The following is an 11,649-nucleotide window of genomic DNA, read 5'->3' as shown; positions in this document are numbered from 1 at the left end:
CCCCCAGACACCGCCCCGGGAAAAAGGTTCCCGGGCATGAAAAAACCCCTCCACCGGCGCACGCCTGCCGGTAGAGGGGCGGAATGTTGCAGGGTCGCTAGTCCGCGGCGGCGTTCCGGTTCGGGTTCTTCACGCCCAGAAGCTGCGCGGTGACGAACTCGTCCAGGTCCCCGTCCAGCACCTTGTCCACGTTGCCCGTCTCGACGCCGGTGCGCAGGTCCTTGACCATGCGGTACGGCGCCAGCACGTAGCTGCGGATCTGCGAGCCGAAGGTGATGTCCTTCTTGGCCGCCTCGGCCGCGTCGCGCTCGGCATCGCGCTTCTTCATCTCCAGCTCGTACAGGCGGCCGCGCAGGATCTGGAAGGCCATGTCCTTGTTGGCCGACTGCGAGCGCTCCGTCTGGCAGGTGATCATGATGCCCGTGGGCAGGTGCCGCAGCTGCGCCGTGGACGACGTCTTGTTGACCTTCTGGCCACCCGCGCCACTGCCGCGGATGAACTTCAGCTCGTAGTCCTTCTCCGGCAGATCGATTTGAATGCTGTCGTCGACCTCCGGGTACACGTCCACGGACGCGAAGGCCGTCTGCCGGCGCGCGTTGGCGTCGAAGGGGCTGATGCGCACGAGCCGGTGCACGCCCACCTCCGCCTTGAGGTAGCCGTAGGCGTTCTCGCCCTCGATGCGCAGCGAGACGTTCTTGAAGCCCGCCTCTTCGCCCGGCAACGCGTCGCTGATCTCGACCTTCCAGCCCTTCGTCTCGCCGTAGCGCGTGTACATGCGCATGAGCATGGCGGCCCAGTCCATGGAGTCCGTGCCGCCCGCGCCCGGGTTGATGTCCATGAAGCAGTTGCTGTGGTCCTGGGGGCCGGAGAGCATCCGCGCCAGCTCCAGCTTCGCGACCTGCGCCTCCAGCGACGCGAGCGAGCCTTCGGCTTCCTGCGCGCTCGCCTCGTCGTTCATCTCCGCCGCCAGCTCCAGCAGCGTCTGCGCGTCGTCCAGCCCGCGCATCGTCTTGTCGAAGGCGCCCACGCTGGCCTCCAGCGCGGACTTCTCCTTCAACAGGCCCTGGGCCTTGGTGTTTTCGTCCCAGAAGCCGGGCTGCGTGGAGTCACGTTCAATCAGCGCGATGCGGGACCGCTTGCGGTCCAGGTCAAAGATGCCCCCGGAGCGCGTTGAGGCGCTCCTTCAGGGCGTGGATCTTCTCCATCGAGTCGTTCGCCATGGTGTTCGTCGTCCTTCGTGTCGGGAGGTGGTTGGAGAAAAAGTCGTCCGTTGCTTCAGGAGGCCTTGAGCGAGGGCACCTGGGCGTCCTCACGTCGGGCCGTGGGCTCCCTGACCGCGGCGCGGGCCCGCAGGCGGTCCAGCCAGAAGGCGCCGGCCAGGCCCAGGGAGATGGGCAGGATGAGCGCGATGAGCCGCCAGTTGTCCTGGTCGAACCCGGGCAGCACCTTCAGCACCACGCCCAGCGCGCCCGTCGCCGCGAGGAAGCCCCACACCCACTTGAGCCGCGCCCGGGCCTTCGCGCTGTTCCACATCAGCCGGAGGCCGTACGGCACGGCCAGCAGCGTCACCGGGTTCGCGAGGAAGAGGTTCTCGTTGTGGTGGGTCACCACGTGGTCGGTGCCGATCCACATCACGACGAGCGCGAGGCCCGGGATGCCCAGCACCAGCCCCACCACCGCGTTCTCCAGGCCCAGGAGGATGCGCGCCGCGCGGCTGCCCCGGCGCTCCCACGCGGCGAGCCCCAGCGCGCCTCCGCCCAGGAGCACGCCCAGCGCGAAAATCCAGGGGCCGAAGTTCGGCGGCTGCGCGGGCGGCCGGGGCCGGGGCGACGTGTAGTAGTCCCACTGCCGCTCCACCAGCGACACCGGCTGCCCGTCCGCGCCGGGCACCTTCAGCTCCGCCACCTGCTGCTCCAGCTCATCCGGGAGGAAGGCCTCCTCCCGCCTGGTGATGGGCTTGTCGATGGAGTCGTTCATCATGAAGTCGAGCAGCAGGCTCATGGGCGGGCTCACCGCCGTGTAGCGCCGCGTGTGCTCGCGCAGCGTCATGCGCGCCGGGGCACGCTCCGCCTCGCTCAGCTTGCCGCCCACCGCCGAGTCGATCATGTCGCGCAGGCGCGTCACGCAGTTGTCGCTGTAGTGCTCGTAGAGGTACTCGCGGTTCTCCGGGAGCACGTTGTCCGCCAGCTGCTTCGCCACCTTCACGCGCTGCGCGGGCGTGAGGTTGAGCTCCTGCACGCGCACGTCGCGCCCCAGCGACTTGTAGAGGCGGAAGGTGCCGTTGACGCTCGACTCACCGACCCAGAACTCCAGGCGGCCCTTGGCGAAGCGCACCACCGTCTGGTCGTCGAACGAATACATCCCGTAGTTGTAGAGGCGCTGCATCTGCCGCGCGCGGTCCTCCACCACCAGCGAGCCGTGGCCCCACCAGGCGAAGACGTCATCGCCCGGGCTGAAGGTCACCAGCCAGATGGACAGGTCCTCGCCCCGGCTCTCGCCCGTGCCCCAGGGCGGCACCGAGGCGCGCGTGGGCGACGTCAACAGCAGGAGGCCAAGCAGGCTTAAGGATGCGAGAGACGACAGGCGGGGCATCGTTCCATCCAACACACGGAAGGCGGGCCCCAACTACCTATCACGCACGGCCCCCGACTCAACGGCGGGGACGGTGGGGTGTCGGCTGCCCGGAGGTGGGCTTTCAGATGAGCTTGGCCCGGCGGGCACGCGAGTCGATGGTCAGCGAGTCCGCCACCATCCCGCGCTCGCCCAGGAGCTGCTCCTCCAGGGCCGCCATGCGCTTGGCGTCACGCGGCTTCTCGTGGTCGTGCCCCAAGAGGTGCAAGAGGCCGTGCGCGAGGTAGCGGCCCATCTCCGACTCCAGCGTGCGGCCGTACTCCTTCGCCTGCCGCTTCGCCGTGTCGATGGAGATGACCACGTCCCCCAGCGGGCGCGGGCCCGGGGTCCCCTTGGGCTGATCCCCCGCGGGGAAGGACAGCACGTCGGTGGCCTTGTCCTTCTGGCGCCAGGTGCGGTTGAGGCGGCGGATGGCCCGGTCCCCCACGAGCGACAGGGACAGCTCGCAGCCGGTGAGCCCCAGCTGCTTCAGGTAGGCGCGGCCCCACGTCGTCAGGAGGCGCTCGTAGTCCTCGCCCTGGCCGTGCGCCACCTGCACCGTCACCTGGTTCTCGGACGCCTTCGGCTTCGGCTCGGGCTTCTCGATGTGCGCCAGCTCCACGCGGAACGCGGGCGCGCAGATGGACCAGTAGTCGCACGCGCCCTGCGAGTCGTTGCGGTACACGACGCGCTTGCCGCGCGGAACGAGCCCCACTTCACCCGCGCCGATGCGCTCGCGTTTGCCGTCCACCACGAGGGTCAACTCGCCCGTGAGGACGAGCACCACCTCGTCGAACTCCGGCGTCTGCGGAGGTTCGCTCCACCCCGGGGGCGCCCGCATGCGCGCCACCGACGCGGACTCCGTCTCCGTGCTGGCCGCGCCGACGAACTCCTCGATGCGCTTGCCGTCGTCGCGGGGAATCACCTTGCCCTTGCGCAGCTTCACGCCTTCGACCTTGCGGCTCATGACATGCCCGCCGTTCTCACCTTCGTGTCCTTCGATTCAGCCTTCACCGGCGCGGGCGCCATCATCAGCGGCGAGCCGACCTTGCCCCCACCCATCGCACCGGCCGGGTACACCGGACGCGTGTGGTAGATGCCTTCCAGCGTGTGCAGGAAGGACTCGGAGATGAGGTTCAGGTCCTTGAGCGTCAGGTCGCACTCGTCGAGCTGGCCCTCGGAGAAGATGATGTTGATGATCTTCTGCACCTGCGCGTGGAGCTTCGCGCTGGTGGGGTCCGGCATGGAGCGCGTGGAGGCCTCCACCGCGTCGGCGATCATCACCAGCGCCGCCTCGCGGAACTGCGGCTTGGGGCCCGGGTAGCGGTAGATGCTCTCATCGATGGGCGGCGCGCCTTCCTTGCCCTCCTGCTCCTTGAGGGCCTTGTGGAAGAAGAAGCCCACCGTGCGCGTGCCGTGGTGCTGGGGGATGGCGTCCGCCACCAGCTTGGGCAGGCGGTACTGCCGGGCCATCTCCAGGCCTTCCGTCACGTGGCGCTTGATGATGACGGCGCTCATCGCGGGCGCGAGCCCGTCGTGCCGGTTCTCCCCCTTCTGGTTCTCCCCGAAGTAGAGCGGGTTCCGACCCTTGCCGATGTCGTGGTAGTACGCGCACGAGCGCGCCAGCAGCGGGTTCGCGCCGATGGTCTCCGCCGCGTTCTCCACCAGCGTCCCGATGATGATGGAGTGGTGGTACGTGCCGGGCGCCTGGACGATGAGTTCCTTGAGCGCCGGGTGGTTCAGGTTCGCCAGCTCCAGGAGCTTGATGTCCGACGCGTAGCCGAACAGGGCCTCGATGAGCGGCGTCAGCGCCATCACCATCACGGGGACGGCGAGCGCCGTGCCGAAGAACGCGCACACCGCCGTGACGACCGTGTCTCCGGCCAGCCCCTTGCCCTCCACGAGGAACAGGAACAGCACGGCCACGAGGTTGGCGATGCCGGTGATGAAGCCCGCGCGGAAGATGCCCACGCGGTCCTTCGCCTTCACGATGCGGTCCGCCGCCACCAGCGAGCCCACCAGCGTGTAGATGCCGAACGCCAGCGAGTTGCCCAGCATCACGCCCGCGAGGCACGCGAACACCATGGCGAAGAACAGCGCCAGCTCCTGCGTGAGGATGAAGCGCACCAGCATCGCGCCCGCCGCCACGGGGAAGGCGTAATAGAACGCTTCGATGGGCAGCGCCGTGTAGCGGTCCTGAACCGCGTCCGCGATGGACACCCAGACCTGGAGCAATCCCAACAGGCCCACCAGCAGCAGGCCCAGCAGCACGCCGTCCTTGCGCGTGGGGCGGAAGCGCCGGAAGGCCGCCCGGCAGAAGCCGTAGAAGGCCACCACCAGCAGGGACACGAGCCCCGTGCCGCCCACCTGGAGCTGCAAGAGGTCCAACCGGTCCGTCTGCGCGCGCATCCCGCGCAGCATCACCAGGTGCGTCTCATTGACGAGCTCTCCATCGCCGATGACGCGCTGGCCCTTCTTGATGGAGATGACCGCGTCCTTCACCCCGTCGCCCGCGAGCCGGCGGCGCAGGTCCGTCTCCGCGATGTTGATGGTCAGGCTGGGGCGCACCAGCCGCTTGGCGATGCGCAACACCGCGCGGCGCTGGACGGCGGGGGACTCCGGCAGCACGTTGCCGGGCACGGAGGCGAACCGGTCCAACTCCTGGTGCGCCTCGCGCATGTCCACCACCTGGGTGGCGGCGGCGGGCAGCGACTCCTCGTTCTTGTGCTGCACGTCGCGCACGGTGAGGCCCTGCGGCGCCTCGCGCACCAATTCGTCCCGCGAGCCGGCCACGTACACCTGGCCCCGGTCCGCGCGGTAGGCGCGGTCGAGCAGCACCAGCGTGGCGGCCTCGGACTCTTCGGAGAAGCCGTTGGCCACCAGCGCCTGGAAGTCCTCGCCCTCCAGGCCCGCGTCGCGCTGGCCGAAGAGCTGCTCCTGGAACTGGGCCTGCATCTCCTCGCGGTCGCGGCGCTGACGCTCCAGGGCCTCGGGGGTGGGCGGCGCCGGCTTGCGGCGCTTCACCTGGGCGTCCTCGGGCGTGGCCTCCTCGGCGCGGGCTTCCTTCTCCTCGGCCAGGTGCTCGCGCGAGGTGGCGAAGGCGGCGCGCACGGACGCGCGCAGGTTGCCCACCACCGCCGGGTTGAGGTCGTACACCGGACGCACCGCGCTGCGGGCCTCGCGGCGGCGCTGCTCCGTCATCGCCTGGTGGACGATGTCGTAGTCGCGCGCGGCCTTGAAGCCCGCGGGCGAGTTGGCCCGGAAGGGCTTGCCCACGTTCTCCTCGGTGAGGGCGGGGATCTGCTGGCTGTAGAGGCCCGGGGAGATGACGAAGCCCGCGCCCACCGACACCACCAGCAGCAACAGGCCCTGGACGATGCGCCGGCCCCAATCCCCACGCCCGAGCCCCAGGCGCACCGCGAGCGCGTCCAGCGGACTGGGCCCGGGGGCTGGTGATTCAGGATCGGCCATGGGGGACTCCTCACCCGGGAAGGGCGTCAAAGCTCCCTACAAGGAAGCAGCGACGGGGAAAATTCGTGAGGGTGGGACAGCCGCCGCCCGGATGCCAGTCCGCTCTGCGAAAAATGCGCGTGGGCCGACAAGCCGGGATGTGGGTCCCGAAACGACTCCGCCCCCGCCCCGGCGCAAGCCTGGGAGCGGGGGCGGATGCAGGGCGTCACTCCTGGGAACCGCTGGAAGGAGACGCAGGGGCCTCGCGGGCGGCCTGGGCCTGCTTCTGGGCGTTCTCCGAGCGCTCGTAGGCGCGGATGACTTCCTGCACCAGCGGGTGGCGGACGACGTCCACGTCGGAGAACTCCGAGAAGTGGATGCCTTCGATGTTCTTGAGCACCGTGCGCGCGTGGTTCAGGCCGGACGCCTTGCCCGTGGGCAGGTCCACCTGGGTCACGTCACCGGTGATGACCGCCTTGCTGTTGTAGCCGAGGCGGGTGAGGAACATCTTCATCTGCTCCACGGTGGTGTTCTGCGCCTCGTCGAGGATGACGAAGGCGTCGTTGAGGGTGCGGCCGCGCATGAACGCGAGCGGTGCCACCTCCACCACGCCCTGCTCCACCAGGTGCTGGGCCCGGTCCACGGCCATCATGTCGTGCAGCGCGTCGTAGAGCGGGCGCAGGTAGGGGTTCACCTTCTCCGCCAGGTCGCCGGGCAGGAAGCCGAGCTTCTCACCGGCCTCCACGGCGGGACGCGCCAGGATGATGCGCTTGACCTTGCGCTCCTGGAGGAAGGAGACCGCCATGGCCATGGCGAGGTACGTCTTGCCCGTGCCGGCGGGGCCCACGCCGAAGACGATGTCGTGGGCCCGGATGGCGTCCACGTAGCGCTTCTGCGCGATGCTCTTGGGAGCGATCTGCCGGTTGCCGGTGCTCTTGAGCACGGTGCCGAGCATGACCTCCTGGAGGGACTCCGAGCCGCGGCCCAGGACCTTGATGGCCTGCTCCACGTCCTCGCGGTAGACGGTGCGGCCCGCGCGGATCATCTCCTCGAGGTTCTCCACGAGGCGCACCGCGAAGGAGACCGCGTCCGAGGGGCCCGACAGGAGCAGCTCCGTGCCGCGCTGCCCCACCCGGACGCCGAGGCGCCGCTCCATCAGCTTGAGGTTCTCGTTCTGATTTCCGCACAGGGCCTGGGTCGTCTCGTTGTCACGGACGTCCACCTTGGCGGAGGTGGGAGTGGTGTCAGTGCGAGCAGCGGGCACTTCCAGCGTGGCGGGATTTCGCAATGCGCGTCGTTCCTCGTTCAGTGGTCGCTCGCTTTCAACGTAACGCCGCCCCTCCGCCCTTGCTCGGCGGAGCCCTGGAGCAACTTCGATTCAAGCTAGCGCACGGGCGGTAGGAGGATGAACTGCCGGGCAGCCAGCCTCCGGTAATAGTACTCCTCCCGCCACGGGTATCGCAGTTCCTCGGGAGCCAACAATCCGGCATCCACCAATGCGTCCAACCGCTCCGGCAGGGTTCCCTTCTCCAACTGGAACACCTCCAGCGCGGCTTCGATGCGGACGCGCTGCGCCTGCGCGATCTGACGCTGGGCGGCGGGATCCCCCAGGATGGACGCGCCGGCCTCCTGCCGGCCCGCCCCCACCCAGCGCGAGGCGATGAAGGCCAGGGCCGCCAGCACGGCCATGGTGACGACGACGCGGCCCACCGGGCCCGTCACCCGGGCGACGAGGCCGTGGTCCTCGGGAACGGGGACGCGCCCCTCCGGATCGATGGCACGGACGTAGTCGCCCTTGACCAGGTTGTAGAGCGCCTTGCAGGTCTCGAACTCGCCCAGGCAGCAGAGGTCCACCAGCCGGCGCAGGTCGCGCCCCTGGGCGATCTCCTCGTAGACGTGGCGCTCCGAGGGGCCGATGGCGCCCAGCTCGCCGCCCTCGTCGGCGTTCGCGCGAGGCACGGGCAGCGCCTTGACGCGCTCGAAGGTCATGTCGTCGCGGTGGATGCGCTTGCGGATGACGGGCCACTCGTCCACCATCCGGAAGCCCTCCATCAGCACCGTCTCCGCGCGCAGCGGGGTGATGCCTTCGGGGCCCGGCTCCACCGGCTCCTGGATGAATTCGTACGTGCCCGCCTTCCAGGTGAAGAGGCGGTAGAGCGTCTCCGTCACCTGGAGCTGGGCCATCTGCTGGAAGCGGTCCGCGGTGAGGGCGTGGCTGGAGACGAGCACGTCCCCCAGCCGCTTGAGGGTGCGCTTCTGCGTCTCCAGCGCGGCCTCCAGCTGGGTCTCGGTGATGATCTCCGCGCGCACCAGCATGTTGCCGATGAGCTCCTTGCGCTTCCGGGTGAGGCCCTCGGCCTTGATGATGTGGCCGTCCTGGAAGCCGACGCGCACCTCCTGGTCCTTGTCGCGGAAGTGGAGCGTGCCCGTCTTCTGCTGCTGGCCGATGAGCTGCAGGATGTCGCCGATGCCGAAATCCTTGAGGGTGCCCTTGAGGGACATGGCTCAGGCCTCCCCCTTCTGGTGGCGGCGCAGGCCGCGCAGCGTCAGCAGGTAGACGAAGAAGAGCACCACCGCGGCGGGCACGAGCTTGAGGTACAGCGGCACGTCTCCGTACGGGGTGCGGACGAGGCCGCGGTGGAGCACCAGCGCGGCCACGGCGAAGCTGAACACGAAGGCATAGACGGCCCCGCGCACCGGCAGGCCCGTGCCCACGTGGCCCGCGCCGGACACCAGCCCGCCCAGCGCGTACGTCACCCGCTTCGTCCAGGCCTGGTGGCGCTCCACCTGCGACTGCTTGCGCGAGCGGACCTCCTTGGGCACCTGGCTCTTGCGCGCGTAGACGTGGACGCACTGGCCGCAGAGCGAGCCGCCCGCGCTCAGGTCCTTGTCACAGCGCAGGCACACCGCCCGGCCGCACCGGTCACAAGCGCGGGAGGCCTTCACCCGCTGGGAGGCCTCGCCCCACAGCGCCAGGAGGGCCGCGAGCCCCGCCGTCAGCGCCCAGCCCACCGGGCCCTGCGGCAGCGCGTGCGCGAGCCACCGGTCCACCTGGGCCTCCACGCGCTCTCCCTCCTGCGTGCCCTGCGCCAGCTCCAGCCAGTCGCGCTCCGGCACCGACGGCGCGAGGAGCAGCAGGTTGAGCAGGGGGCGGTCCTCGGGCGGCGGTTCGCGGCGCAGGAGCGAGTCATCCAGCGCCTGCGCGGCGGCGATGGCCGTGGCGGCCCGGTCCAGCTCCTTGCCCACCTGATCATCCGGCAGCAGCCGGGCCCGGCGCCGGTACACCTGCGCGAGGTTGTAGTGCGGCGCGGCCATCGTCGGATCCGCCTGCGATGCCTGGGTGTAGAGGGGCAGCGCGCCCTCGGGGTCGCCCAGGCCCACCAGCGTGTTGCCAAAGCGCGTGAGCAGCCGCGCGTCCCCGCTGCGCAGCGCGGAGGCCGCCTTGAAGTCCGCGCGCGCCTCCTCCAGCAGGCCCCGGCGGGACTCGTAGAAGGCGAGCGCCCCCAGCTCCTGGAAGCGGGCCGTGCGGGCCTCGGCGCGCGCGCGCACCCGGGCCGCCGCGCCTTCCGCGGACAGGCCGCCGCGCTCCAGCAGGTAGACGTCCTCCGCGGGCGTGCCGGCGAAGACGGTGAAGCGCACCAGCGCGCCCGCCGCGAGCGGCATCACGGCCAGGCCCATCAGCAGCACCGCCGCCACCCAGCGTTCCCGGCGTCCCACGTACAGCGCGACCACGGCGAAGAGCAGCAGGAGCTCCGGCACGAGCCCCACGCCCAGCACCGCGGGCAGCGCCAGGAGCAGCAGCCCCAGGAGGCCCGACTGCCAGCGCGCCACCGCCCGGGGGAACAGGTGGTGGAAGTCATGCAGCGCGTAGCGGATCCGGCGCAGGAAGAGCACGGCCACCACCGCCACGGCCGTGGCCGCCCAGGCCGCGAGCGCCACCGCGCCCAGGTCCGTGAGCGCCGGACGCCGGTAGCGCGCGTCCTTCGCCAGCGTCACGACCGCCGCCTTCCACGCGCCGAGGGCACGCGGGACGTTCAGCGGATCCTCCACCACGTACGCCTCCGCCCGCGCGAAGTGCGCCGCGGGCAGGCCCGGCGACAGGGCCACCGCCACGTCCAGCAGCGCGAGCGTCCCCGTCAGGTCCCCGGCGCGGCGGCGCACCGCGGCCTCGCGCAGGAAGCCCACGCTCAGGGGCTCCAGGTCGGAGGCGAGCATCTCCTCGCGCAGCTTCAGCAGCTCCTGCTGGGCGGTCCGCGCGGCGGCGCTGTCGTTGCGCGCGCGGGCCTGCTTCCAGCGCTCCCACACGGCCAGCAAGTCCGCGTCCGCCCGCTTCGGCGCCATCACCGGCGGAGGGCCGGGGCGCGGCGGGACGATGACGGGCGTGGGCTCCACCGGAGCGGCGGGCACCACGGGCTTGGGGGGCGGGGTGACGACGCGGCCCCGGCCGGCGGGGCGACGCGGCTCGGGATCCGGTTCGGGCTCCTCGGCCTCGTCGGCTCCCGGATCATCCTGGACGGCGGTGCCCTCCCCGGTGTCGGTCTCCGGATCCTCCAGGTAGGTCTCCTGGATGCGCGTGGGCGCGTCCTGCATCAACGCAGGCGCACGCGCGGGAAGAAGCAGCACGAGGCAACAACACAGGCCGAGGAACGAGCGGAGCATCCGAGGGGCGGATGATAGGCGACAGGGCGGACGACACGAAATCATGTGCGCCCGTTCCCTCTCGGCGGCCCCGTGCTACAGGAGCGCGCGGCGGGGGACTGCACGGGAGCGAACGAATGGCGGCGCCTGGATCAGAGCTGGAACGACTGGTGGGGATCATGCAGCGGCTTCGGGCCGAGGGCGGCTGCCCCTGGGACCGCGAGCAGGACCTGCGCTCGCTGCGCCCCTACCTGACCGAGGAGGCATTCGAGGTCCTGGACGAGATGGACCGCGTCGCCGAGGGCGGCCCCTGGCACCCCCTGTGCGACGAGCTGGGGGACCTGCTCTTTCAAATCGTCTTCCATGCCCAGCTCGCGGCGGAATTGGGCGAGTTCACGATGGCGGACGTCTGCGCGGCCATCAGCGACAAGATCACCCGGCGGCACCCGCACGTCTTCGGTGACGAACAGGTGAAGGGCGCCGAACAGGTGCTCTCCAACTGGGCGAAGCTGAAGGCGGACGAGCGCAAGCGCAAGACGGGCCGCGCGGGTTCGGTGCTGGACGGCGTGCCCACCGCCGCCCCGTCCCTGCTGCGCGCCGAGCGCCTCACCGAGAAGGCCAGCCGCATCGGCTTCGACTGGCCGGACCTCGCCGGGGTGCGCGGCAAGCTGGACGAGGAGCTGCGCGAGCTGGACGAGGCCATCGCGACGGGCGGACGGGACGCCATCGAGCACGAGCTGGGGGACGTCCTGTTCTCGCTCGCGAACCTCGCCCGCTTCGTGAAGACGCCGGCGGAGGACGCGCTGCGCATGGCCTCCCGCCGCTTCGTCACCCGGTTCCAGTACATCGAGGCCCGGCTGAACGAGGAGAACGTGCCCTTCGGCGGCGCCACCCTGGAGCACATGGAGCGCCACTGGCAGGCGGCCAAGGCCGAGGAGAAGGCCCTTCCCC

General features: G+C 70.5%; 8 protein-coding genes. 1 reads left to right on the top strand and 7 read right to left on the bottom strand.

Annotated features, from left to right (window positions below; all coding sequences use genetic code 11):
- Window positions 1-97: 97 nt before the first annotated feature.
- The 7 genes from prfB to D7V97_RS31475 all read right to left on the bottom strand — a co-directional run bounded on the left by prfB (window position 98) and on the right by D7V97_RS31475 (window position 10,683).
- Window positions 98-1,220, bottom strand: a protein-coding gene (prfB, locus tag D7V97_RS31505; RefSeq protein WP_233583344.1) for a peptide chain release factor 2 whose coding sequence is annotated in 2 segments (ribosomal slippage) — window positions 98-1,150 and window positions 1,152-1,220 — 1,122 coding nt in all. Because the reading frame shifts where the segments join, the coding sequence is not laid out codon by codon here.
- Between the two features lie 55 nt (window positions 1,221-1,275).
- Complete coding sequence (locus tag D7V97_RS31500) at window positions 1,276-2,592, bottom strand: DUF4105 domain-containing protein (protein ID WP_120614326.1); 1,317 nt, start codon at window positions 2,590-2,592, stop codon at window positions 1,276-1,278.
- 103 nt (window positions 2,593-2,695) lie between these two features.
- The gene (ybeY, locus tag D7V97_RS31495; protein ID WP_199728997.1) at window positions 2,696-3,577 is read right to left on the bottom strand and encodes an rRNA maturation RNase YbeY; all 882 of its coding nucleotides are present in this window, start codon (window positions 3,575-3,577) and stop codon (window positions 2,696-2,698) included.
- Window positions 3,574-6,081 carry an HD family phosphohydrolase gene (locus tag D7V97_RS31490; RefSeq protein WP_120614328.1) on the bottom strand — a complete coding sequence of 836 codons (2,508 nt, stop codon included), beginning with the start codon at window positions 6,079-6,081 and terminating at the stop codon, window positions 3,574-3,576. Before D7V97_RS31490 ends, ybeY begins: the two co-directional genes overlap by 4 nt.
- Before the next feature lie 205 nt (window positions 6,082-6,286).
- Window positions 6,287-7,348: a PhoH family protein gene (locus D7V97_RS31485; protein ID WP_120614325.1), complete on the bottom strand. Its 1,062-nt coding sequence runs from the start codon at window positions 7,346-7,348 to the stop codon at window positions 6,287-6,289.
- 95 nt (window positions 7,349-7,443) lie between these two features.
- Window positions 7,444-8,562 (bottom strand): DUF4388 domain-containing protein, encoded by a 1,119-nt coding sequence (locus D7V97_RS31480; protein ID WP_120614324.1) that lies wholly within the window; start codon window positions 8,560-8,562, stop codon window positions 7,444-7,446.
- 3 nt (window positions 8,563-8,565) lie between these two features.
- Window positions 8,566-10,683, bottom strand: a complete 2,118-nt coding sequence (locus D7V97_RS31475) for a hypothetical protein (protein ID WP_368668977.1) — start codon at window positions 10,681-10,683, stop codon at window positions 8,566-8,568.
- 152 nt (window positions 10,684-10,835) lie between these two features.
- Here D7V97_RS31475 and mazG point away from each other — a divergent pair.
- Window positions 10,836-11,649, top strand: an 814-nt coding sequence (gene mazG / locus D7V97_RS31470) for a nucleoside triphosphate pyrophosphohydrolase (RefSeq protein WP_120614327.1), incomplete at its 3' end; no start/stop codon positions are given.

The sequence above is a fragment of the Corallococcus sp. CA053C genome, assembly GCF_003611675.1.
Taxonomy (GTDB): Bacteria; Myxococcota; Myxococcia; order Myxococcales; family Myxococcaceae; genus Corallococcus.
The sequence above is the reverse complement of the archived record's forward strand: the minus strand, read 5'-3'. Positions and strand labels throughout refer to the sequence as shown.

Coding starts and splice junctions, on each gene's coding strand:
- D7V97_RS31500 (WP_120614326.1), bottom strand. CDS start 2,592: ATGCCCCGCCTGTCGTCTCTCGCATCCTTAAGCCTGCTTGGCCTCCTG.
- ybeY (WP_199728997.1), bottom strand. CDS start 3,577: ATGAGCCGCAAGGTCGAAGGCGTGAAGCTGCGCAAGGGCAAGGTGATT.
- D7V97_RS31490 (WP_120614328.1), bottom strand. CDS start 6,081: ATGGCCGATCCTGAATCACCAGCCCCCGGGCCCAGTCCGCTGGACGCG.
- D7V97_RS31480 (WP_120614324.1), bottom strand. CDS start 8,562: ATGTCCCTCAAGGGCACCCTCAAGGATTTCGGCATCGGCGACATCCTG.